The sequence below is a fragment of the bacterium genome (assembly GCA_041649255.1).
GTDB lineage: Bacteria > Hydrothermota > UBA3073 > JACQXS01 > JAQTXJ01 > JAQTXJ01.
The window spans coordinates 17,913-41,048 of record JBAZNK010000014.1 but is presented as its reverse complement, the minus strand read 5'-3'; the positions used below and the strand labels follow the sequence as shown (position 1 = coordinate 41,048).

Sequence of the window (23,136 nt, the reverse complement as noted above, 5' to 3'; positions counted from 1 at the left end):
TTTTTTATTTAAAGTTATAATTGAGAGAGAGTTCCATCCCGTACGCTTTTTTACTTCCAACGCCCAGTCCCAGGTCCATTTTTTTAGGCGTAAGATTCAACCCTAATTTTCCTTCGTTTATTTTATTCGCAACAATCACAGCATCTACTATACTGCAGACATGCGAGAGTGAACCAATGGCTATACCCGCTACGTATGTACCGGTATTAATCGTAGGCTCCCCGTAAGTATCAGTTTTTATAGAAGTCATTATTAAAACCGTACCCACGAGAGTTCCACAAAAGAACATACCTCCTTTAATGATTTCTCCATTGTAAACTTGACCAAGTCCTGTTAATAAACAAGACATACAACCTGCAATCAAAGGGTCTTTTTCTTTAGCGTAACTATTCACGCTAGTGCTTAAAACCACCAAAAAAGATATAAGTAATACTACTTTACGCATACTGCCTCCTTCCCTGTAATTTCACAGGGATTAAATATGTTTAAAGTATAAGTGATTATTATTTTTTTTAATATGCTCCGGGTATTTTAAAGCTATATATAATTCCTAATCTAATACTAATACTATTAGCCGCAGTTACGAAAGTATGGGCAATATCCGGCTTGGTCGTATCGGTTGGCGTATCTCCCGTATCATCATCCCTGAATTCACATTCTTTATCTCTTGTTGTCATATCCGGTAGTTGGTCTACGGTATCTTGTATGCATTTTGTAATTTTCCCAGAAGAAGCTTTAAATGAGAGTTCTTCTGCTTTTATTTCTCCGATTATCCATAGTCCACTGATTAAAGCATATTTTATTCCGACTGTTCCCCATTTTCCTATCCCAACATTATGAGAGAGTTCCCATACTGTCTCATCATTATCGCTGTTTTTCGATGTCATTATTGACTTTGGCATCAAAGCCAAAGTAAAGCCAAAGCCACAAAACGGAGTAATCCCCATTATATTTTTTTCTATTTGCATAGTAGGACTGACGAAAATGTAAGACGTCTTCATAGTGGTGCTTGAAGTATATACAGTAGAATCAAAAGCGCTATAAGTTTTAAACTTTGCTAAATCACCTTCTAATCCCATTGAATATCCCATATCAAGCCCAAAAGATATCCCTTCAATACTATACGCTGCGCCCAATCCTAATTTTATTCCCTGTCCGGCACTGTAATACAGGTTTTTATCCTTTGTCGTTTTACCTAGCTGGTCCGCTTCGTAATCTGTGCCTCCCATAAAGTTGGTTTTCCCGGTACCAAATCCATAGCCAACGATGGGTCCTACGGAAATCTCTGCCATTGCAGAGCCAGCAAAAAACAGCACTGATAGAGCAACTCCTAAAAAGTTTTTCATCTCTTCTCCTTTTTCCCCACTATGATTTATATTGATATCTTTACAGTTACTTGTTCCAACATAAATTATCTTCCCTGATTAGTCAAGTTTTTTAAAAGAAAACCTACCACGAAAAAACGAAACGCACCAAACAGAAAGTCTCAACCACAGAGGATAGAGCGAAAGCACAGAGTGCAGAATAGATTGAGGGGTAAAAAGTTGTACCGCCCACTCTTGCTTAAGGTGGACCAGGTAAAGAGAACAGATTAATTTTCAACAGTGATTAAAAGAGACTTCTATAAGAAAAAAACGATAGACCAGAGGCGTACTGCTATAGCAGAGACCATAAGCAGACCAACAATAAAACAATACGTTATGGATATAGTAATTATCCCTGTTTTTGTTTATGTTTGGGATTAGTGCAAATAATTCTTACTACACCTTTTCGGCGCACAATTTTACAGTTGGAACATATTTTTTTAACGCTTGCACGAACTTTCATATTCTTTTAATCCTCCGAAAAACCTTAGCGGAATATAAAATTCCACCCTTAATTACAGTCAGACAAGAATGCCCGACCTACCAAACGAAAACTATTTAAATCTAAAGATTATTCTGCCGCGAGTAAGGTCATAAGGGGAGAGTTCCAACGTAACTCTATCTCCCGTAAGAATACGAATAAAGTGCATTCTCATTTTACCTGAAGCGTGGGCAAGGACTTTATGTCCCGAATCCAGTTCTACCCTGAATATTCCGCCCCTGAGGCATTCGGTAATTTTGCCTTCGACTCTTATGGCTTTTTTGTTATCTTGTTTATCAGACATTTTATTTTAGAACGAATGTTTTCTATTTTATCAGCTGCATTGATTTCGTCAAGAACTGTTTTTTTATTATAAAAATCTATTAAAGGGAAAGTTTCTTTTTTATATACTTCAATCCTGTTCTGAATGACTTCGGTTTTATCGTCTTTGCGTTGAAATAGCTCAGTTTTGCAGTCATCACAAGTCTCATTATTTTGGGGAGGGTTAGTAACAAGATTATAAACTTTATTACATTTCGGGCAGGTTCTGCGGTTTGATAATCTTTCAAGAATGAGTTCTGCCGGACAATTAAAGTAAATAACTTTATCTATTTTTGTTACAGTATCGAGCATTTGAGCTTGTTTTACGGTTCGCGGGAAACCATCCAGAATAAAAGAATCGCCTGTCAGATTTTTTTGAATTAACTGAATAACGAGTTCATCCGGGACGAGCGCACCCGTTTCGACATAAGATTTTATTTGTAAACCGAGGGGAGTTAGTTCTTTAATTTCTTTTCTAAGGATATCCCCCATAACGACAAGGTTCAAATTAAATTCTTTGGCAATCGTTTCGGCTTGAGTACCTTTACCTGAGCCCGGAGGCCCTAAGAATATTATACCCATAATTATCTTCTCCCTCTAAGGTGTCCTTTTTTAATAAAGCCCTCGTAGTGTCTCATTAACATTTGAGCTTCAACTGCGCGCATAGTATCAAGAACAACACCGACAACGATAATTAAGCTTGTGCCTCCAAAATACCAGGGGACTCTCAAACTATTCATAATATACATCGGAATAATAGCAATAAGTGCAAAGAATAGAGCGCCCGGGAGAGTAATTCTCGACATAACCTTATCAATATAAGCAGCGGTTTGAGCCCCCGGTCTGAGACCCGGTATAAAACCACCGTATTTTTTCATATTTTCAGCCATATCGACAGGGTTAATAACCACAGCGGTATAGAAGTAAGCAAAGAAGATTATAAGTATGGCATATATCAAATTATAAGCCCACATACCCGGTGTAAAGGCTTCTGCGAAACCTTGCGCCAAAGGGCTATTGGAGAAAAATCTTGTAATCGTTCCCGGCACCATAAGTATTGACTGGGCAAAAATGATAGGGATAACACCGGCAGCATTGACATTTAATGGTATATGAGTACTTTTACCACCGTAGACTTTCCGTCCGATAACTCTTTGAGCATACTGGACCGGAATTCTTCGTTGTGCTTGGGTAACAAGTACAACACCGGCAGTCATCAAAACTATTACAGCAAAGAAAGCAACGCAAGCAACGATACTAAGAGCGCCGGCGGCAACCATTCTGCCGGTGCTAACAATTTCAATAGGGAAGCGAGCAACGATACCAATCATAATGATAAGAGATGTACCATTCCCGATACCTTTCTCGGTAATAAGTTCACCGAGCCACATAACGCAGATAGTTCCGGCAACAAGAGTAAGAGTAGTAATAATCTGGAAAGCTATTCCCGGATTAAGGACAACGGGAGACCCATCCGCGCCTGTAAGACTGGAGAAGAAAATAGAAACACCGAGACCGTTAATAAAAGCGACAAGAACGGTAAGGTATCTTGAATACTGCATTAACTTTCGTTTACCTTCTTCGCCTTCGCGTTGTAGTTTTTGTAATGCAGGGATAGCGGCACCGAGCAATTGGAAAATAATCGAGGCAGAAATATAAGGCATAATACCGAGTCCGAATATAGCGCCCTGGGACAATCCTCCGCCGGAGAAAATATCATAAAGACCAAGGATAGTTCCTCTTGCTTTATCAAAAAAGCTCATAAGAGCGGCGGTACCGATTCCCGGGCAGGGGATATGAGAACCGAGTCTATAAACGGCAAGGATACCAAGCGTAAAGAGCAATTTATTTCTTAAATCCGGAATTTTAAAAGCATCTCGAATTTTACTTAGCATAATATCTCCATTTTTTTAGAAGCCCTTTCCCGCCATGGCGGGATTATCCCACAGAAAAAAGGGCATCAACATTTCACTGTTTTCGGTTTATAAAAAGATTCCACAATAAAATTAACTTTCTCATTTTCTCTGACAACTTTTAGAATTATACCTTTTTTATTATTAAGTTCAAGGATTTTTTCTGACAACGGGTCTTCAATGATTTTTTCTATAGCTCTTTTCAACGGTCTGGCGCCAAATTCCGGATCAAAACCTTTTTCCAGAAGAAGTTCTTTAGCAGATTTATCGATAACAAGCTGGATACTTTTTTCGACAAGACGATTTTTCAGTTCCGACAATAAGAGGTCAATAATTTTTTCCATCTCTTCAAGCCCGAGAGATTTGAATACAACGACTTCGTCTATCCTGTTAATGAATTCCGGCCTGAACATTTTTTTAACTTCTTCAAGTAATTTTTTCCTCATTTGTTCGTAATCTATATTTGCGTTTGTAGTGCCTTCAAAACCTATACTGGTACGTTTAATTTCAGAAGTTCCAATATTAGAAGTCATAATAAGGATAGTATTTTTGAAATCAACTTTACGACCGAAAGAGTCTGTAAGAGTTCCTTCGTCAAGAATCTGGAGCAGCAAATTAAATACATCGGGATGAGCTTTTTCGATTTCGTCCAATAATATGATAGAGTAGGGTCTTCTCCTGACGCGTTCCGTAAGCTGTCCGCCTTCTTCGTAACCTACGTAACCCGGAGGTGCGCCGATAAGTCGGGAGACATTAAATTTTTCCATATATTCGCTCATATCAAATCTAAGCAAAGCGGTTTCCGAGTCAAAGAGGAATTCGGCAAGCTTTTTAGCGAGATAAGTTTTCCCAACGCCAGTTGGACCGAGGAAAACAAAGCTACCGATAGGACGCGAGTGTTCTTTCAGACCGGTTCTTGAACGTCTGATAGCCTGAGCGAGAATTTTAATTGCCTGATTTTGTCCGACGACTTTAGCACCGAGAATATCTTCAATTTTCTGCAATCTTTCCTGTTCTTCTTCTTTAAGTTTAACAAGAGGGATGCCGGTCCACAGGGACAAGACTTCCCTTATATCTTCTTGATGGATATGTCCCGACACTTTAGTAGTTTTAGCGATTTCCAATTGTTTTTCGAGTTCTTTTTGTTTATCTCTCAATTGTGCGGCTTCTTCAAATTTTTGAGTATTCACGGATTCTTCTTTCAAGGCGGTAATTTTTTCCAATTCAGTTTCCAGATTATCAATTTCCGGGACAGTATAATTAGATTTTTTTAATTTCATTCTGCTCCCGGCTTCATCAATGATATCGATAGCTTTATCCGGAAGGCATTTATTAGTTATATATTTATCCGAAAGGACAGCAGCGGTAGCAAGGGCATTATCGTCATATTTAACGTTATGATGTGCTTCGTATCTAGGTCTAAGTCCTTTAAGTATTTTAACGGTTTCATCAACGGTAGGCGGTTCAACGGCAACCTGCTGGAATCTTCTTTCGAGCGCGCCATCTTTTTCGACATATTTTCTATATTCATTCAGAGTAGTAGCCCCGATGCAATGAATTTCGCCTCGAGCAAGGGCGGGTTTAAGAATATTAGACGCGTCAATAGCGCCTTCAGCGGCACCTGCGCCAACAATAGTATGAAGTTCATCTATAAAGATTATTAAGTCCTGAGATTTTTGTATTTCTTTTAAGATAGATTTAAGTCTTTCTTCAAACTGCCCTCTATATTTAGTTCCTGCAACAAGCGCGGCGAGGTCAAGGGCAAGTATTCTTTTGTTTTGCAGTAAATGCGGAACATCGGAAGAGACAATTCTTTGAGCAAGACCTTCAACTATGGCAGTTTTACCGACACCCGGTTCGCCGATAAGCGCCGGATTATTTTTTCTTCTTCTGCAAAGAATTTGCATTACACGTTCAATTTCTTTTTCTCTACCTATAACCGGATCAAGTTTATTTTCGGCCGCAAGTTTAGTAATATCGCGTGAGAAGTGTTCAAGAGTAGGAGCAGTTTTCGGTTTATTTGTTTTTGATTTAGAGGATTCCTCCTGTATAGACAGGATAGTAAAGATTTCGTCCCGAATTTTATCAATATTAACATCAAAGCTAAGCAAGATTTGAGCAGCGGTACATTGTTCTTCTCTAAGGATACCAAGAAGAACGTGTTCGGTGCCGACATAATTATGCCCCATTTGCTGGGATTCTTCTTTAGCGAAATCCAGTATTCGTTGGATTTCCTCGCTAATAACAGAATTTTCATTAGCTTCAATCCCGCCTGGATTTAATTTTGTTTCGTATATAAATTTCAGAATTTGATTAGGGTCAACTTCGGTATTTACGAGAGCTCTCAAGCCAACTCCGCCGCCTTCTTTAATCAAACCAATCAGAAGGTGTTCGCTTTTAACGACAGAATCCCCGAGTCTGGAAGTTTCTCTTTTTGCAAGGAGAAAGACTCTATTTAATCTATCCGTAAATTGGTTCATAGGTCAATTTTACCGAAATCTTCAACTTTCATCTCCTGCAAGTAATGTTGAAGCTCGTCATCGTTTTTAATTTTGAAAGTGCTTGCATTATCAAGAACATGTTGAGATATATAAACAGGAGCTTTGCAACGAACAGCAATAGCGAGGGAGTCACTTGGGCGAGCATCAATTTCAATAATTTCATTATTTTTTTGTATATAGATACGAGCATAATAAGTAGCATCTTTAATATCATTAATGACGACTTTATTTACTTTAGCATCCATTCCTTCGAGAATATTTTTGATAAGATCGTGAGTAAGAGGGCGTTTATGAGCAGTTTGAGTAATACCGCGAGCAATGGAGATGCATTCTATAGTCCCGACCCAGATAGGCATAATTCTCTCGCCATCTAATTCTTTAAGGAAAACGATATGTTGTTTATTAAGCGGATCATATCCTACACCGGAAACTTTTGTATAAATTTCGTTCATATTCCAATTAAAAAATCAATTTTTCTCTTTCAAAAGTTTTTAATCGTGCCTACCTTTTACGGGTAGGATTTTTGGTCAAATCAGGAGGTTATACTATAAAAAAGTGGCATAGAAGAGATTTCATATGTGTATTATTTCATTTCTTCTGACACGACCCACAATTTCACGGTAGCCATAATATCCGGGTGAATTTTAATTTCAACGGGATAAACGCCAAGTTCTTTAATATGTTCCGGCAGAGTAATATCTTTTTTATCAATATCGAATTTTTCTTTTTTCAATAATTTTTCGATATCAAGATTTGTAACGGCGCCAAAGAGTTTGCCATCTTCCCCGACATATATAGGGAAAGTGAGGGATATTTTTTCAAGTTGTTCTTTGAATTTCAAGGCTTCCTCTCTATGTTTTTTCTGTTTTTGGGAGTCTCTTTTTTTCAATTCTTCTATTACTTTCATATTGGAAGGCGTACAGGGCATAGCGAGTTTTTGAGGAACAAGTTTATTGCGAGCGAAACCTTTTTTTACATTAACGACATCACCGTACTGGCCGAGAGTTTCTACTTCTTTTAATAGTATAATTTTCATAGTTAGTCACCTCGAGTACTATAAGGCAGGAGTGCCATTATTCTTGCTCTTTTAATAGCATTAGTAAGGACTTTTTGGTGTTTAGAACAAAGCCCCGTAATTCTGCGCGGTAAAATTCTACCACCTTCGGTAGTAAAGTTTCTAAGGGTATCCGGTGCTTTATAGTTCATTTTTTCGACTTCTTTTTTACAGAAAAAACATTTTAGTTTTTCTTTCCCGGCTAATTTATTAAAACGGGAGCTCGTTCTCTTTCTTTGTATCATCTTCGCTTACATCCTCCTCTGTTGTACTTTTTTCACCCGGTGCTCTGGTAAGGTTCTGGACACGATTAGCAATTATTTCTATTGAGCTTCTTTTATCTCCTTCCGGTGTTTCCCAGGAGCGGCTTTGCAGTCTACCTTCAACGAAGACAGCATAGCCTTTTTTAATTGTTTCCCCAAGTCTTTCTGCGGATGGGCCAAAAACCGCGATTCTAACGAAAGTAGGTTCGCCATCAACCCATTGATTAGTTTTCTTATCCAGGTATCTCGAACTGTTTGCAATTCTGAAGTTACATACAGCTTTACCGTCCGGCATATATTTAAGCTCCGGTTCAGCAACAAGGTTGCCGGTAATTCTCACTTCATTTATTTTTGGTACCCTATATTCTTGCATTTTGTTTAATTAATAGCTCTTATTCTTTTTTGGGAGCTTTGTCTGTTTTTGCGGATGCAGAGGAAGGTTTTTTGGGGGGTTCCATAACATCAATAGAGTATCTCATAATTTCACTACTGAGCTTAAGTTCACGAATAAGTTCAGGTAGCGCATCAGGAATAACACTGAATTTGAGAAGGACGAAGAACCCTCTATCTTTCTTCTTTATAGGATAAGCAAGCGTTTTGAGTCCCCATTTGTCAATAGCAAAGCTCATTTTATCATCTTTCTGAGATAAAAGGTCTTTAAGGACAGTTATCTTCTTATCAACTATTTCCTCATTAATATCCGGATCAAAAATAACAAGGTTTTCATATTCTTTCATAATGAGATATAAAATATACAAAAGTTTCATCTTGTCAACAAGTTTTTCTTAAAAGGGGGAAAGTGGGAAAAAATGAACAGATAGAAAGAAAAAAAGAATTAACCCCGGAGGCTAAAAACAAAGAGTCTGCCACAAAAGCACTAAAACACACCGCCAACGAGTTGCGCCCAACAAGAAGAGCGCGGTGGGCAAGGAGGATTAATTAAAATGCGAGACCTGCATATCGACAGAAAAACTGGCAACCAAGTGTTTTAGAGATACAAGATACAAAACGGGCGAAGCGAGTAGCCCTTATGGAAGAAATCGGACATACGGCCAGTCCGCTCACCGCCAAAACGGGATGTGCCATCTTTGACAGGGTGGAAGAAACTCCAGTCTGCCCCTACAAAATGACAAAACTGTATATAGAGTTTTTAAGCTTGACTTTTATGTAACAAATAATAAAATGGGGGGGTAATGTAAGTAGTAAAAAACCGCCATGGCGGGAAAGAGTTTCTTATAACGAACAGATTGTAACGGACGGGAAATAGGCATAGTGCGCTATGTCGCGTTAAAAAAGAGGTGGACAGGAACAAATGTTCTTAATGTTTTTGATTTTGAGTTGGTCTTCGGATGTTGCCATTGATACGGGTTATACATCCTACCCGAACCAACACAACATAGTTTGCGATAAAAATAATAATGTCCATATAACTTATTTCAACAGAAACCCAACCAGCGGATACGATTTTCTTGTCTGGTACAAAAAATATAACGGGACTTCATGGACAACAAGAGAATTCATAGACAGGCAATGGCTCACGACTTATCCCTGTATCGCCACAAACAGAGCAGGAAACGACATATACATATCGTTTCAATATAACAACAACTATTCAAATATCGCATTCCGCAGGTTTCATAACGGACAATGGGACGATACTGTAACCACCGTTTCATCAGGCTCGAATTTTAGTTACACTCCTTCTATGGTTTGTGATACTAAAGGGGCATTACATATCGTATGGGAAAAAGATTATGAGATTCATTACAGGAAATTTGATGTTACTTTATCTACGGATACAAAAATATCAAACAGTAATATGTATGCGGCATACCCGACTATAGCAGAATTTGACGCTAAAGTATTTGTTGTGTGGGAAGATTTACGAACAGGAAATTTTGAAATCTACTTAAAAGAATTTGTTGCCCAAACGTGGCAGAAAGAGATAAAAGTAACCACTTCTTCAACGGCTTCTATTTTTCCGTCAATATGCATTGATTCGGCAGGAGTGCTCCATATCGTTTGGCAGGAAGAACAACAATACGGCGGGTATAAAATATTTTACACGAGTTACTCTAATGGCAGTTTCGGGAATACAATCCCCTGTGTGGAATCCCCGGGCGAAGCAATCAGTCCTTCCATCGTAACCAAAGGAAATAAATGCTGGCTTGCGTGGGCAGATTCGAGGGACGGAGGATGGGAAATATATTATAAGGAGCTTGTTAATGGAATCTGGGGAGAGGACATTAAATTAACTGATTCTTCCGTGAACGCTTCAAACCCTTCCATAGCAGTGGATAATAATGAAAATCTGTACGCGTTGTTCTGGGATACGAGAGACGGTGTGGCAAAAGTATATTTCAAGGAAAACATTTCTAAAAAGGGCACACCGCCAGAGACGGAGAATACGTTGCTGGCTAGTCCGAATCCTTTTTACGGATCAACAAGGATTTACAGCGAAGAAAACAGCGTGAAAATATACGACAAGACGGGAACGTTCGTTACGGAAGTAATTAATGGTGTCTGGAATGGCAAAAATATAAGGGGAAAAGAAGTGTTGGCGGGGATATATTTTGTGAAGTCCGTGACGAATAAAACAATGAAAGTGGTGAAAATAAGATGAAAAGAAAACAGAATGAAACCACGAGATTTCACGAGATTAACACACGAAAAGAGAAACAGACAATAAAAAGACAACGAATGAATAAAAAAAAGATTTTTACAAGATTAACACAGAGTAGAATATAAAAAAGATGGGAATGATTTTACTTGTTGTTATAAATTTTTTCAGTGATGCCGGAGGAGAATTTCTTACAATAAATCCGGGGGCAAGGCAGGCAGCTATGGGGTATGCGTTTACGGGTGTTGCGGACGACATTACCGCAGTTTATTATAATCCCGGCGGACTTGCTTTTTGCAAGAATTTAGAAATTGGATGCATGCCTCCATCGGAAGGGCTATTTGCTTATGCTCTAAAATACACATATGTTGGTGGGATAACTCCACTTCCTTTCAAAATAGGGAGTTTTGGGTTGGGATACAGCTGTTTATTTACAAGTCCAACAGATGGGATAATAGATGATACTGGCAATAAAATTGGGTGGAGAACTTACGACTATACGTTAATCTTTTCTTATGGAAAAGAAGTTATCAAAAACATAGGTTTAGGTTTATCGCTGAAATACTTTTATGACACCCCTTATTGTTTCATTTATGATACTACCCATTCAAAGACCTTTGTGTTTGATTTTGGGGGGCTTTATAAAACTCCTATACCGGGGTTATCTTTGGGAATATCCTGTCAAAATTTGGGAGACAGCATGCATTATGCCAATAGTAGACATACTTGGAGCAAGCAAATGCCATTTCTTGTTCGTACAGGTTTTGGATTTAACAGCGTCCCGTTTAAAAAGAATTTACCTTCATTTATTCCGGGTATAAATCTTTCCGGGAATATAATCAGGGATTTAGTGGGCACAGAACACGAAAATTGGTATGGCGGAGGGATTGAACTTGCATTTAACAAAGTATTTACGTTGAGAGGGGGATATTTTAATGATACAAGAGGGTGTCGTTCCGGAATAACTTATGGTTGCGGATTTAATATCGGGTTTCTACAAATAGACATATCAAATGATGGTGACGTATATGAATTTTTGTATGAAAACTGGAGAATGCAGGTAAATGTGAAGCCGTTGTATTTTTATAACAGAAAGAATAACAGAATTTAACAGGGATTGTAAGAGAACTTAAGAGATAGAAACAAAAAATGAAAAGAGAACAAAATACAACAAACAAACTTGCCACTAAAACACAAAGGCACAACCACCGCCAAGACGGGGTGTCTCTTCGCGCCAAATTAGACGAAACACAAGGGGAAGGGAAATGAGAAAGATTTTTTATCTTGGAATTATAATGTGTAATTTGACTTTTTTAGAAACAACTTCCGGCAGAGAAGTGGATTTTTTAATTGATAATGGAGTAAAACAGATACCTCCTTTGGAAGAAAATAACGGGAAGAAAATAGAGATAAAAATATCTTTAGATAAAAACACTTTTCTTGTTGGAGAAACTATATGGGTGAACGTGCATTGCAAGAATGACGGGCTGGAAATTAACGACAAGACGTTTATTTTAAAGAATTCAAAAGATGAAACACTTCCAAAAATCGGTATTCATGGCGATAGTCCTTCTCGCGATGTAAAACCCTCGGAGACTGAATTTACAGAAAATTTGATGGAGTTGGAAGAGAAAGATAGTCTCCCGCCAGACGAATATGTTTTAAAGAAAGTTTATGACGAATTTTTCTCGAATGAGGTAAAATTTAGAATAGTAGCGCCTACCGGGGAAGAAGCAAAAGCATATGAACTAATGAAAAAAGAGAAAGAATTAATGTTCCAAAGAAATTACAAGGATACAACAATTCAACAACAAAAAGAATTCATAAAATTATATCCCAACAGTATATATACACCAAAAGTATATGAGGATTTAATAAATACACTTATGTTAAAAAACGAGAACAGTAAAGCGCTTGAAGTATGCAAAGAATTAATTGATAGATATCCAAATTCCTGGCCTGCATGTCGTGTAATACAATATGAATTAATTCAGTGTTTAAGAGAACTTGGGAAATCACAGAAGGAAGCAAATATTTTAGCGCAAAAACATAAAGGGACAAAAATAGAAACAAAGATTGTAAAAATAGACTATTAAATGAATATACTTATATTTCTTATAATAAGTTTGCAGGGTAGGGTTTTAGATGCGGGTAAAATAAGTACGCAGGCGTTAAATCAGCATCAGGAGATGCTTCCCACACAAAAGAATTCAACATTGGGAAATGCCTCCCACACAAACACCCGACAGACAAGAATGTCTGTCCTACCACTGCAAGAAAAAAAGGCAAGGATGCCTGTTCTACAAGATAATGGGATTCGTTTAATTTCATCAAGTTCTGCGGGGTGTGTGTTTGAAGTTTCAGAACCTACGGCAGAATATAAAGGTTCAAGCTTAGAAGAGAAAAATCCAAACGGCAAACAGGCAAGGATGCCTGTTCTACAATCACAAAATACGACATTAGCAGATACGCAATTTGTTCTTGTTGGAGTTCCGCCGACGGGAAATGTTACGGTAGACGGAGGTGTATTAGTTGATACGGTTTGGATTAGAAGACACCGCATAGCAAAGGTTATGGTTCTCCCGGATGGGAATAAAAAGCAGGTACGCGTTCATTGGAATAACGCGAGAGAAAATCCCGGATTATCGGAAACAAATTCCATAGAAGATATTTTAAAAACCTACGTAGTAAACTACGAAACCTCAAAATACTGGTTAGCTAAGCCGGACGTTGAATTATTTTCCGAAAGTAAAGAATCTCCCGGAATATGCAAGATTCTTGTTGATTCGGAAGGTGTATACAAAATAAAGTATTCGGATGTTATTAACGTAGCGCCGGAAATTGCAACTGCAAACCCGCAAACGATAAAAATCACTCACAACGGGCTTGAGCTTCCTATATTCGTTCAAGGGGAAGATGATGGAGTTTTTTACACCGATGACTGGATTGAATTTTATGCCAAGCCTGTATCGGGAGAAAAATCATACTTAAATTTATACACTTATACAAACGTATACTGGTTGAGTATTGGCGGGCAGAAAGGCGCAAGAATGGTCAACAAGAGCGGAATTCCGAGGCAGGGAACGATTCCTTCAAGTTATCCGTTTTCAATACATTTTGAAATAGACAGCATTTTTGCAGTTTTCAAGTTATATCCTGATACGATTGCACCGTGGTTCTGGGCAAGTTTCGATAAGAAACATAGTTTTAATTTAAATACGCCGGCTCCTATAGATTCGGGGAATTGCGGCATTAAAATTGATTTGCAGACATATGGTGGTCCCGGAAATTTAAAAATATATTTAAATAACAATTTAATAAATACTACATATTTTGCGAGCACCCCGGGCTTACAAAAAATTATAAATATATCGACTCCGCAATCTCTTTTGAAAGAATCAAACGTTCTTACTTTTGAGCCGAACGGAGGTGGAATTGTAGTATATTTAAATTCCATTGATATAAATTATTTAAAGTCTTATGTTTCGCAAGGAGGAAAAATAAAGTTCACGCCTCCATCTACGGGCAGGCACAAATTCCAATTAACAGGTTTCAAGAACCCGGATATTTTCGTATGGCAACCGGGAACGGCATTTATAAGCGGCGGGAAGGTTGACACGCTGGATTCGACTTATACTTTTAGTTTTGAAGACACCTATTCGGACAGCACTTTTTATGCAGCGCAAGATTACGTAATGCAGCCGATTTTAGAAAAAGGCAGCACGGCAAATCTTCGCAGTCCGTCAAATACGGCAGATTACATTATCATAACGTCTCCGAAACTTTATGACTGCGCGGTTCGTTATGCAAGCTGGGAAGAGACAAAGGGATTCACATGCAAGATAGTAGAAGTCCAGGACATATATGATGAATTTAATTATGGAATTCCATACAATATGGCGATAAAAGAATTTTTAAAGTATGCATATAACCACTGGGCGAAGCCGCCTGTTTATGTGTTATTGCTTGGAGATGCTAGTTATGACCACAGGAATATTGCCAGGTTTGACGAGGACATAGTGCCAACCATATCCATATTCGATATGTATTATATTCTCATCCCTTCCGACAATATGTATGCCTGTGTAAGCGGGACAGACCCCATACCGGATATGTTAATAGGACGATTGCCCGTTAAAAACACCGGTGAGTTTGAAATCGTATTCAACAAATTGCAGAGACAGTTTTCTTTTTCGGACTGGCGCAGGAATCTTATATTCACAAGTATGGAAACGGGAGAAAATCCAATAGCGGCAACGAATCAACTTATCGAATTAATTGCACCCGAATACAAAATAGAGAAGCTGTATTACCCTACAGACGGCGCACAAGCAGAACTCGTAGATTTAATTAACAAAGGGGCAAGCTTTTTAAATTATATCGGACACAGCGGTCCGCGGGAATGGAGCGGAGGGCTTTTATGGAACGAAGCAATACCGGGACTAATGAATGTCGAAAGATTGCCTTTCGTATCTATGCTTGGCTGTTATAACGCAATCTTTGATATGCCGGGCGAACATTATATGGGAGAAAATTTCATACTGGCGCCGGGTGGGGCATTTGCATACTGGGGTTCTTCGGGCAGTTCATATTTGCGGGACAAAGGATTGGTAGAAGGGCCGTTGTTAAAGGCTATTGAAAGTCCAAACAATACTGTAGGCGAATTAGTTTTTAACGGAATAATGCGTTGTTTTACAAACAGTCCGGTAGTAAAATCCATAGAGCAGCAAACATTATTTGGGGATCCGGGAAGCAATTTTTCCCTTCCACAGAAACTAAGTCTTTCTATTTTACCAACTTCTTTCACGGCAGGAGAAACGTGTTCTGTAAACGGGAGTCTTTCGTCCACAATAAACGGGGAAGCGATTATTACTTTATGCGTAAACGATACTATAGAAATCACAAAAATAAAAACTACGGCTACTAACGGGAATTTTAGCGCGCGATTTTATTTGCCGGATACAATTAACCTGCCAATGAATAAGGGGAAAATGTTTGCATATATATACAACGGGAATACGGATTTCGTTACAGTAACAGATTTTTCCATAAACAGAACAAACATAATAATATCCACAATGCCGGAGTTACCAACGCATAACGATTCGGTTTATGTAAGGGCGAAAATCTTTGACCCAACAGGGATTAGGTTAGTAAAGTGCAACTGGGGAATATCGCCACCACCGTGGAACCAGATAAATATGGAACTCGACACATCAGGTTATTTTATTACAGAAAGTCCTATTCCGAACCAGCTTCCGGACAGTATTGTAAGCTTACAGGTTTATGTTGAAAACAATGACGGAGAAGCATTTACAGAAGTTGATTCATATAAAGTGGCATCCTTACCTGATATAGAAGCGATTAAGTCCAAGATAGAATTATACGGCACAAAATCAGTTTTATTAAACATTCCTATACTAAATAGCGGAGACGAAAACACGGATTCGTTTGACGTAATAGTTTATGCAATAGATTCATTGAATGATACTTTTTTATTATGGAAATCTCTTTTATCGTTAAAGGGGAAAGAAACGCAAAACATAGATGTTCCTTGGGATATGAAGAAAGGTAGCATATTTATTTTTATAGATTCGGCTAATGTAATTGAGGAAAGTGACGATATAAATAATATTATTCCCAAAACCGTAATGTCGGTGAAATTATTCAATGCCAACGTTTTACAGGGAACAAAAGGCTGGTGTACCAGTACTGACAATCGCCTGAAATGTCTTGTATCGCCTTACGGGGTTTCGGATTCTACGGTTCTTGAAATCCGAAGCGACACGTCCGGGGAATTTTTAGCGCTAAGACAAGAAGGAGTAAACATACTTAAAGATATAACGATAACAATGCCTAACTATGATTCGTTATCAAAACCTGCCGTTCATAGGTGGTGCGAAGAATACAAACAGTGGGTAGTAGTGAATGCCGGGACAATAGCATATACAAGAAAATTAGGATTATTCACACTTTTAGAGAGAATAGACACATTGGCTCCCGAAATAACTCTTGATATCCCGGACAGCAGTGAGTTTATAATTTCAGGGCAAGAAATGCCATTAAAAATAAATGCCATAATAAAAGATAAAGATGGTGTAGATATTTTAGATAAAGGAATTGTCATTGAACACGATACGGTTTTGGGCGCGCACGATACGATTTCCCGTAATTTATACACTTATCCGACGGAAGACAATAGTTTATACGCAGTGCCGTTGATTTTCCAATCAAGCATAGGTGTAGGGAAGCATACTTTCTTTTTTATAGCTTATGATTTGCAAGGGAATAAAACGACTAAGAGAGTTGTAATCGTTGTTAAACCAATATATGCGCCGAGCAAATCTTATTGTTGGGGAAACTATCCAAATCCGGTAAAAGGCGATAGGACAGAATTTAGGTTCGGATTCACGGACGTACCGGATATATGCCAGGTAAGAATATATACCTTATCGGGGAAACTCGTAAAGACTCTTATTCCTTCAGGTCTAAGCAAGGACATATCTATTGTATGGGACTTGCGGGCAGATAACGGGACATTGTGCGGGAATGACGTATACTTCTATAAAGTATTTTCGAGACAGGGGAAAGTGATAATTGAGAAACTAATGAAACTTGTAATACTAAGATAATGTTGAAAAAAATATTTGGGATTTTTATATTTTTGCTGTTGTTTCGTAACGTTTATGCGAGCGAATACACGGGCGAAATACTGAACCTGGAGATAGGGGGAAGAGCGTGTGGATTAGGAGGAGCGTATTGTTCTATTTTAGATGGCAACGCTCTAAGTAGTTGGTGGAATCCCGTTAACATACTGCAAAGGCAGGGAGTTTCCGTAGGAGCAATGAAAGGGAAGGAGTTTGGGTTGTTTGATTTTAATTGTTTTGGAGCCGGAATAACTAAAAGAAACTGGGAAATAGGAAGCTATCCTAACGTATATATAATAAACAACATTGCCGCGAGCATATTATTCGGGACTATAGGGTTGGATTCCATACCTGAATTTCCGGATACGCTTGTTGCGCAGCCAACGGGATATTTCGGGGTAAGTGAACAGGTGGTACTGTTTACCATGGCTTCTTCAATACCGCAAATAAAAAATTCAAAAGTAGGATTGAACGTAAAATATTTAAGGTATGACATATTTAATACACAGGCCAACGGGATAGGTCTGGATTTGGGCGCTAATTATAGATATAAAAAGATGTCTACGGGAATAGTCATTAAGAATGTAGGCGGGACAAACATAAATTGGGCAACGAATAAACAAGATAAACGACCGATGAGCATAATCGCCGGAACAAATTACAGGACAAAAGAATCATTGGTAGCTTTAGATTTAGGATACGAGTATGGCAGTATTATTTATAGACTCGGGATGGAATATACGATATGGGATTTAATATCCATACGAATGGGAATAAATAAAGGATTGGCTTTTGGAGTGGGCTTAAAGCCAGACATACCGGAAAGTTGGGGAGCTACAAGAATTAAAGGATTAACCATTGATTATGCTTTTACAACAAAAGAGTTAGGTTCTGTATCTCACATAAGTATGGGATTGAATTTTTAATCTGTCTATACAAACACCTTTTACATAAGAGATCATAATGAAAAAAATTATTGTTAAGAGTTTGTCTAATATGGGATATTCCGTATCAAAAATAAAAAAAGAAGATATGGATTTATATTATCAAATTTATGATAAAAAAGATATTGAAGAAAAAAAGTTTTACAACATAGGCGCGGGAGCGTTCAGGCATCCTGCGTGGACAAACATTGATTATTATTCGGAATGGTTTAAAGAAAACAAAATAGATATCAGTTTTAATTTGTTAGAATGCAAACCGCTTCCGCTAGATGATAATTCCGCAAATATTTTTTATTCAAGTCATACGGTTGAACACATAACTGATAAATCGGCGCAAAATATTTTCAATGAAATATACAGGACATTAAAAAAAGAAGGATATGCACGATTAACAACCGTAGATATTGATTTGTGCTATAAAGCAGTTTTGAATAATGATATTCATTTCTGGCAAAGAGAAAGAGAGATGTATAGTGATAAAAAAAATATGGACACAGTAAAAATAGCAATCCCAATGGGAAGGGCGTCTATCAGACAATTGTTTTTATTTAGTTTTGCATCACAAACGTCATTGTTACATATTGATAAAAATACATACAAAATTAGTGATAAAGAGTTTAACGAAATATTTTCAAAGTTTACATACGAAAAGGCTTTAGATTACTGTAAATCCAAATGCAACATTGAATTACAAAGCAAATATCCCGGCAATCATATTAATTGGTGGAACAAAGACAAGTTATCCCGGATGTTACAATTTGCGGGTTTTAAGAAAATTTATTTATCGGGATATGGACAAAGTTTTTGTCCTGTTTTAAGAAACACAACATATTTTGATAATAGCCGTCCCAATTATTCCATATATGTAGAAGCAAGGAAATAGCAAATATATTATCCTCTTTTTATAGATCAACATTGTCGGATAACTTCTAAGACATATTACCAAAAGATTTTATGGAATAAAAAGAAGAAAATATTATTTATCAATTGTCTTTGAGAAGAGGAAACAAAAAAAGGTATGCATTATTTTTGAGTTCATAAGTTAATATTCACAAAAAAACTCCACAGAAAGGAGGTGATCCAGCCGCACGTTCCCGTACGGCTACCTTGTTATGACTTAGCCCCAGTCATCCTGTTTACCTTCATTCCGTATACACGGAGCTTCGAGTCCCCAGAACTTCCATGGCTTGACAGGCGGTGTGTACAAGGCCCGAGAACGTATTCACCACGGCGTACTTATCCGTGATTACTAGCGATTCCGACTTCATGGGGTCGAGTTCCAGACCCCAATCTGAACTGAGACCGGCTTTGAAGGATTAGCTCCACCTTGCGGTTTGGCAACCCGTTGTACCGGCCATTGTAGGACGTGTGTGGCCCTGGGCATAAAGGCCATGCGGACTTGACGTCATCCCCCCTTCCTCTGAGTTGACCTCAGTAGTCCCTTTAGACAATCCCGATTGCTCGGAAATAATTAAAGGCAGGGGTTGCGCTCGTTATGGAACTTAATCCAACACCTCACGGCACGAGCTGACGACAGCCATGCAGCACCTGTGCTAGCTCCCTTTCGGGTCCCTTCCCTTTCAGGTCAGTACCACTAGCATGTCAAACCCAGGTAAGATTTTTCGCGTATCATCGAATTAAACCACATCCTCCACCGCTTGTGCGGGCCCCCGTCAATTTCTTTGAGTTTCAACCTTGCGGCCGTAGTCCCCAGGTGGACCATTTAACGCGTTAGCTACGGCACTCCCGAAAATTCAGGAACACCTAATGGTCATCGTTTACAGTTAGGACTACCAGGGTATCTAATCCTGTTTGCTCCCCTAACTTTCGAGCCTCAGCGTCAGCATTGAAATAGAAAGCCGCCTTCGCCACGAGTGTTCTTCCTGATATCCACACATTTTACCGTTACACCAGGAATTCCACTTTCCCCTTTCAAGCTCAAGATTTACAGTATCAAAGAATATCTATGAGTTGAGCCCATAGTTTTAATCTCTGACTTTTAAATCCGCCTACGCTCCCTTTACACCCAATGATTCCGGACAACGCTTGCCCCTCCCGTATTACCGCGGCTGCTGGCACGGAATTAGCCGGGGCTTCCTCTGGGGGTACCGTCATCATCGTTCCCCCTGACAGAGGTTTACAATCCGAAGACCTTCATCCCTCACATAGTGTCGCTGGATCAGCCTTTCGACCATTGTCCAAATTTCTAGACTGCTGCCTCCCGTAGGAGTTAGGGCCGTGTCTCAGTCCCTATGTGGCTGGTCACCCTCTCAGGCCAGCTACCCGTCATAGGCTTGGTGGGCCATTACCTCACCAACTACCTGATAAGATACAGACCCCTTCTTAAGCTCCTTGCGGATTTATTCTATCGAACATAAGTCCAATAGAACACATGCGGTATTACCCTTGATTTCTCAAGGCTATCCCCCACTTAAGAGCAGGTTGTCTGTATATTCCTCACCCGTTTGCCACTTTCTAACACTCTTATTGCTAAGAATGTTAGAGTCGTTCGACTTGCATGTCTAATACACACTACCAGCGTTAGTCCTGAGCCAGAATCAAACTCTTCAAAAGATTGAACTCAAAAATAATGCATACCTATAAAAATCTCAAAGAACGATTTTACAAAATTAGAAGTGTATACTAATCTTATTATTCGTAACTTGTCAAGAACTTTATTTCAAAAATTTATATAAAGGGGTCTTTTATATGTTTTATTTGGTCCCACGTAAAAACCGGACCATCTTTACACGAGTATAATTCACCAATCCTACAGTGATTACATTGACCTATTCCGCAAGACATATTAGATTCCATTGACAAGTATATATTACTTCCGGGAAATCCCAATTCTAATAATTTTTTCGTAACGAATTTAATCATTATCGGCGGTCCACACACTATAACCGAAGAGTCCGTTATGCTTACAGGAATCTCATCAAGCAACACAGTTACTACCCCGACTTTTCCGCCTGAGGCGGACCAATCTTTAGTTCCGACATCCACTGACATTTTAATATCTACTTTATCAAGTTTACTCCATTCCGGTATAAATTGTTTATATATAATATCATCCGGAGTTCTCGCTCCATATCTTATATATATTTTTTTGTAATCTTCAATCTTATGAAGAAGCGTTAGAAACAGCGCTCTCAGCGGCGCAAACCCTACTCCTCCACCTACGATAAAAATTTCTTTCCCTTTGAATTTCTCAACAGGATAAGGTTTCCCGTAAGGCCCTCGAACTCCCACCGTATCACCCGGTTTCAGGTTGAAAAGCGCCGACGTCAGTCTTCCAACTTTCATTATCGTAAATTCCATTTTTTCTTTATCATATTGTGAAGATGATGGCGTAAATGGTGCTTCCCCGATTCCCGGCACGGCAAGTTCGGCAAATTGTCCTGCTTTAAATTCTATTGGTTTGGGTTCTAATCTAAAAGTTCGTATCGTCGAACTCTCGTCTACGACACTTATTAATTTAGTTGTATTTACTTCGTATGGTGTTTTCATTGTTATTTCCTTTATTGAAACCACAACCCTGAAATTAGATATTTACCATCTGTTTCAGACACTACAAGTTTTATTAAAATATCATCTTGACTCTTGCTAAAAAATCCTTTCCACAAAAACATAGTTGTTTTCTTCTGATTCAAAAAACCAAGATATTCACTATTTTTATATTCCCCGAAAAGTTCAATTATCTGTTTATTAGTTGCAATGAATGCCTTTTCCGGCAGCGCATCTTTCATTGCAACGTCAAAATCCCTTGAGTATTTCGCATAGTCATTTATTTTCATCCCGTCCAAAACATTATTCAAAAGCGAGTCTCCGATAATTTGAATTCTCTCTTTTGTTCCACTAACTACATTCGCGTTAGCAGTAGAAAATACCAACATTCCCACAAAAACGCTCCATACAAGCTTTTTCATATTTCTTCTTTTTGCGAAGTTGCATTCACCAACTGTGCCAACACTTTTTTGATATCTATTTTAGCCATACACCCGCTGATACATCTTCCGCAACCCGTACACGCAAACAAATTATGATTTTTCGGTGAATACTCAAACTTGCACGCAAATCTATTTTTAAATCTTTCCATCACATCAGGTCTCGGGTTTGCGCCTCCGCCGACTCTTGCATAAGCCGGATAATAGCACGCATCCCAGACTCTCATTTTTTCTTTTGTCGGTTCGTCATAAAGCAAATAACAATAACAGGTAGGGCAAATCATCAGACACGCGCAACATTCCACGCAGTTCATCGGCTCACCTTTTTTTGCCGCCATTTTTTCCGTATCCAGAGCTTTGTCCAGCTTTATATTACTGTACTCGGAATTTATTTTTCCAAGTAATTCCGTTGCTTTTTGTCTCTTCTCCGCACGCTGGTCCAAATCGTTTTCGTCCACCGTTTGCAACCAATCTTTGCTGCTTCCAAAAATTAAATTCCCTTTTTCCGTTATGATATCAACAATATACCCTTTTTTAATCGGCGTTAAATTAATATCGCTATCCTTGTCGCTCCACGGTTCTAAACCCATTATGTTGCAAAAACAAGTTTCTGTCGGTTCCTCGCAATCTACCGAAATTATAGTAGTCTTTTCTCGCCTCTCTTTATAAAACGGGTCAATGACTTCGCCTTCAAGGAACACCCTGTCATAAATTTTCAACGCCTGCAAATCACATCTTCTCGCACCTATAATCACCTGCGGAGAAATTTCTTTTTCAAGTGGTTCCCCGAACTTAGCGACCATTTCTTTAGCTTGCATAAAAAAGTGCTTCATAGGCTCTACTGCGCGGAACCCATCAAATATAGGCGGTTCTTTGGCTTCCAATCTGAATTTACGTATATGTCTTTTTGACTGTCCAAAAACATCGTTCTCTTCAGTAAGCCTCAATACGAATGGGAAAAATCGTTCCTCAGGTAAAAAATAAGTTTCCATATTCTCCTTATTTATATTATCAATTTATAAAAGTCAAGGGGAAAATATTTATCACATTAAATCATCCATATAGCCTCAATCAAATCTGT

Annotated in this window: 22 protein-coding genes and 1 rRNA gene; 7 read left to right on the top strand and 16 right to left on the bottom strand. The window is 38.5% G+C overall.

Annotated elements, in window-relative coordinates:
- Positions 1-4: 4 nt before the first annotated feature.
- The 12 genes from WC614_10115 to rpsF form a co-directional block, all read right to left on the bottom strand.
- Entirely contained in the window at positions 5-445 is a 441-nt protein-coding gene (locus WC614_10115; GenBank protein ID MFA5033362.1) for a hypothetical protein, read from the bottom strand.
- Positions 446-512: 67 nt separating this feature from the next.
- Positions 513-1,346, bottom strand: coding sequence for a hypothetical protein (locus WC614_10110; protein ID MFA5033361.1), 834 nt, complete (start codon positions 1,344-1,346; stop codon positions 513-515).
- 367 nt (positions 1,347-1,713) lie between these two features.
- Positions 1,714-1,827, bottom strand: a complete 114-nt coding sequence (rpmJ, locus tag WC614_10105) for a 50S ribosomal protein L36 (protein MFA5033360.1) — start codon at positions 1,825-1,827, stop codon at positions 1,714-1,716.
- Between the two features lie 91 nt (positions 1,828-1,918).
- The gene (infA, locus tag WC614_10100; GenBank protein ID MFA5033359.1) at positions 1,919-2,149 is read right to left on the bottom strand and encodes a translation initiation factor IF-1; all 231 of its coding nucleotides are present in this window, start codon (positions 2,147-2,149) and stop codon (positions 1,919-1,921) included.
- Positions 2,116-2,748: a nucleoside monophosphate kinase gene (locus WC614_10095; GenBank protein ID MFA5033358.1), complete on the bottom strand. Its 633-nt coding sequence runs from the start codon at positions 2,746-2,748 to the stop codon at positions 2,116-2,118. Before WC614_10095 ends, infA begins: the two co-directional genes overlap by 34 nt.
- A gap of 2 nt (positions 2,749-2,750) precedes the next feature.
- Positions 2,751-4,061, bottom strand: a complete 1,311-nt coding sequence (gene secY / locus WC614_10090) for a preprotein translocase subunit SecY (protein MFA5033357.1) — start codon at positions 4,059-4,061, stop codon at positions 2,751-2,753.
- A 65-nt stretch (positions 4,062-4,126) separates the two neighbouring features.
- A complete protein-coding gene (locus tag WC614_10085; GenBank protein MFA5033356.1) occupies positions 4,127-6,559 on the bottom strand; it encodes an ATP-dependent Clp protease ATP-binding subunit in 2,433 nt (810 codons plus the stop codon).
- Positions 6,556-7,032: a bifunctional nuclease family protein gene (locus WC614_10080; GenBank protein ID MFA5033355.1), complete on the bottom strand. Its 477-nt coding sequence runs from the start codon at positions 7,030-7,032 to the stop codon at positions 6,556-6,558. The genes WC614_10085 and WC614_10080 overlap by 4 nt, the downstream gene beginning before the upstream one ends.
- Before the next feature lie 131 nt (positions 7,033-7,163).
- Entirely contained in the window at positions 7,164-7,616 is a 453-nt protein-coding gene (gene rplI, locus WC614_10075; GenBank protein MFA5033354.1) for a 50S ribosomal protein L9, read from the bottom strand.
- Between the two features lie 2 nt (positions 7,617-7,618).
- Complete coding sequence (rpsR, locus tag WC614_10070) at positions 7,619-7,879, bottom strand: 30S ribosomal protein S18 (GenBank protein MFA5033353.1); 261 nt, start codon at positions 7,877-7,879, stop codon at positions 7,619-7,621.
- Positions 7,845-8,270, bottom strand: coding sequence for a single-stranded DNA-binding protein (locus WC614_10065; protein ID MFA5033352.1), 426 nt, complete (start codon positions 8,268-8,270; stop codon positions 7,845-7,847). Before WC614_10065 ends, rpsR begins: the two co-directional genes overlap by 35 nt.
- A gap of 19 nt (positions 8,271-8,289) precedes the next feature.
- A complete protein-coding gene (gene rpsF / locus WC614_10060) occupies positions 8,290-8,634 on the bottom strand; it encodes a 30S ribosomal protein S6 (protein ID MFA5033351.1) in 345 nt (114 codons plus the stop codon).
- 62 nt (positions 8,635-8,696) lie between these two features.
- On the opposite strand from rpsF, the gene WC614_10055 reads away from it, so the two are divergent.
- The 7 genes from WC614_10055 to WC614_10025 all read left to right on the top strand — a co-directional run bounded on the left by WC614_10055 (position 8,697) and on the right by WC614_10025 (position 18,991).
- The gene (locus WC614_10055) at positions 8,697-8,840 is read left to right on the top strand and encodes a hypothetical protein (protein ID MFA5033350.1); all 144 of its coding nucleotides are present in this window, start codon (positions 8,697-8,699) and stop codon (positions 8,838-8,840) included.
- A gap of 369 nt (positions 8,841-9,209) precedes the next feature.
- Positions 9,210-10,520: a T9SS type A sorting domain-containing protein gene (locus WC614_10050; GenBank protein MFA5033349.1), complete on the top strand. Its 1,311-nt coding sequence runs from the start codon at positions 9,210-9,212 to the stop codon at positions 10,518-10,520.
- Between the two features lie 130 nt (positions 10,521-10,650).
- Complete coding sequence (locus tag WC614_10045) at positions 10,651-11,628, top strand: PorV/PorQ family protein (GenBank protein MFA5033348.1); 978 nt, start codon at positions 10,651-10,653, stop codon at positions 11,626-11,628.
- 154 nt (positions 11,629-11,782) lie between these two features.
- A complete protein-coding gene (locus tag WC614_10040) occupies positions 11,783-12,613 on the top strand; it encodes a hypothetical protein (protein MFA5033347.1) in 831 nt (276 codons plus the stop codon).
- Positions 12,614-17,149 (top strand): C25 family cysteine peptidase, encoded by a 4,536-nt coding sequence (locus tag WC614_10035; GenBank protein ID MFA5033346.1) that lies wholly within the window; start codon positions 12,614-12,616, stop codon positions 17,147-17,149.
- The gene (locus WC614_10030; GenBank protein ID MFA5033345.1) at positions 17,149-18,090 is read left to right on the top strand and encodes a hypothetical protein; all 942 of its coding nucleotides are present in this window, start codon (positions 17,149-17,151) and stop codon (positions 18,088-18,090) included. Before WC614_10035 ends, WC614_10030 begins: the two co-directional genes overlap by 1 nt.
- Positions 18,091-18,127: 37 nt before the next feature.
- Positions 18,128-18,991, top strand: a complete 864-nt coding sequence (locus WC614_10025; protein ID MFA5033344.1) for a methyltransferase domain-containing protein — start codon at positions 18,128-18,130, stop codon at positions 18,989-18,991.
- Between the two features lie 185 nt (positions 18,992-19,176).
- Here WC614_10025 and WC614_10020 read toward each other — a convergent pair.
- From WC614_10020 to WC614_10005, 4 genes are all read right to left on the bottom strand, one after another.
- A 16S ribosomal RNA gene (locus WC614_10020) occupies positions 19,177-20,682 on the bottom strand.
- Between the two features lie 114 nt (positions 20,683-20,796).
- Positions 20,797-21,618: an FAD/NAD(P)-binding protein gene (locus tag WC614_10015; protein MFA5033343.1), complete on the bottom strand. Its 822-nt coding sequence runs from the start codon at positions 21,616-21,618 to the stop codon at positions 20,797-20,799.
- Positions 21,619-21,629: 11 nt separating this feature from the next.
- The gene (locus WC614_10010) at positions 21,630-22,037 is read right to left on the bottom strand and encodes a hypothetical protein (GenBank protein ID MFA5033342.1); all 408 of its coding nucleotides are present in this window, start codon (positions 22,035-22,037) and stop codon (positions 21,630-21,632) included.
- A complete protein-coding gene (locus WC614_10005; GenBank protein ID MFA5033341.1) occupies positions 22,034-23,047 on the bottom strand; it encodes a 4Fe-4S dicluster domain-containing protein in 1,014 nt (337 codons plus the stop codon). Before WC614_10005 ends, WC614_10010 begins: the two co-directional genes overlap by 4 nt.
- Positions 23,048-23,136: the final 89 nt, after the last annotated feature.

Excerpts from the sequence above, each read along its gene's own strand:
- WC614_10115 (MFA5033362.1), bottom strand. The coding sequence starts at position 445 with ATGCGTAAAGTAGTATTACTTATATCTTTTTTGGTGGTTTTAAGCACT.
- WC614_10110 (MFA5033361.1), bottom strand. The coding sequence starts at position 1,346 with ATGAAAAACTTTTTAGGAGTTGCTCTATCAGTGCTGTTTTTTGCTGGC.
- rpmJ (MFA5033360.1), bottom strand. The coding sequence starts at position 1,827 with ATGAAAGTTCGTGCAAGCGTTAAAAAAATATGTTCCAACTGTAAAATT.
- infA (MFA5033359.1), bottom strand. The coding sequence starts at position 2,149 with ATGTCTGATAAACAAGATAACAAAAAAGCCATAAGAGTCGAAGGCAAA.
- WC614_10095 (MFA5033358.1), bottom strand. The coding sequence starts at position 2,748 with ATGGGTATAATATTCTTAGGGCCTCCGGGCTCAGGTAAAGGTACTCAA.
- secY (MFA5033357.1), bottom strand. The coding sequence starts at position 4,061 with ATGCTAAGTAAAATTCGAGATGCTTTTAAAATTCCGGATTTAAGAAAT.
- WC614_10085 (MFA5033356.1), bottom strand. The coding sequence starts at position 6,559 with ATGAACCAATTTACGGATAGATTAAATAGAGTCTTTCTCCTTGCAAAA.
- WC614_10080 (MFA5033355.1), bottom strand. The coding sequence starts at position 7,032 with ATGAACGAAATTTATACAAAAGTTTCCGGTGTAGGATATGATCCGCTT.
- rplI (MFA5033354.1), bottom strand. The coding sequence starts at position 7,616 with ATGAAAATTATACTATTAAAAGAAGTAGAAACTCTCGGCCAGTACGGT.
- rpsR (MFA5033353.1), bottom strand. The coding sequence starts at position 7,879 with ATGATACAAAGAAAGAGAACGAGCTCCCGTTTTAATAAATTAGCCGGG.
- WC614_10065 (MFA5033352.1), bottom strand. The coding sequence starts at position 8,270 with ATGCAAGAATATAGGGTACCAAAAATAAATGAAGTGAGAATTACCGGC.
- rpsF (MFA5033351.1), bottom strand. The coding sequence starts at position 8,634 with ATGAAAGAATATGAAAACCTTGTTATTTTTGATCCGGATATTAATGAG.
- WC614_10050 (MFA5033349.1), top strand. The coding sequence starts at position 9,210 with ATGTTCTTAATGTTTTTGATTTTGAGTTGGTCTTCGGATGTTGCCATT.
- WC614_10045 (MFA5033348.1), top strand. The coding sequence starts at position 10,651 with ATGGGAATGATTTTACTTGTTGTTATAAATTTTTTCAGTGATGCCGGA.
- WC614_10040 (MFA5033347.1), top strand. The coding sequence starts at position 11,783 with ATGAGAAAGATTTTTTATCTTGGAATTATAATGTGTAATTTGACTTTT.
- WC614_10035 (MFA5033346.1), top strand. The coding sequence starts at position 12,614 with ATGAATATACTTATATTTCTTATAATAAGTTTGCAGGGTAGGGTTTTA.
- WC614_10030 (MFA5033345.1), top strand. The coding sequence starts at position 17,149 with ATGTTGAAAAAAATATTTGGGATTTTTATATTTTTGCTGTTGTTTCGT.
- WC614_10025 (MFA5033344.1), top strand. The coding sequence starts at position 18,128 with ATGAAAAAAATTATTGTTAAGAGTTTGTCTAATATGGGATATTCCGTA.
- WC614_10015 (MFA5033343.1), bottom strand. The coding sequence starts at position 21,618 with ATGAAAACACCATACGAAGTAAATACAACTAAATTAATAAGTGTCGTA.
- WC614_10010 (MFA5033342.1), bottom strand. The coding sequence starts at position 22,037 with ATGAAAAAGCTTGTATGGAGCGTTTTTGTGGGAATGTTGGTATTTTCT.
- WC614_10005 (MFA5033341.1), bottom strand. The coding sequence starts at position 23,047 with ATGGAAACTTATTTTTTACCTGAGGAACGATTTTTCCCATTCGTATTG.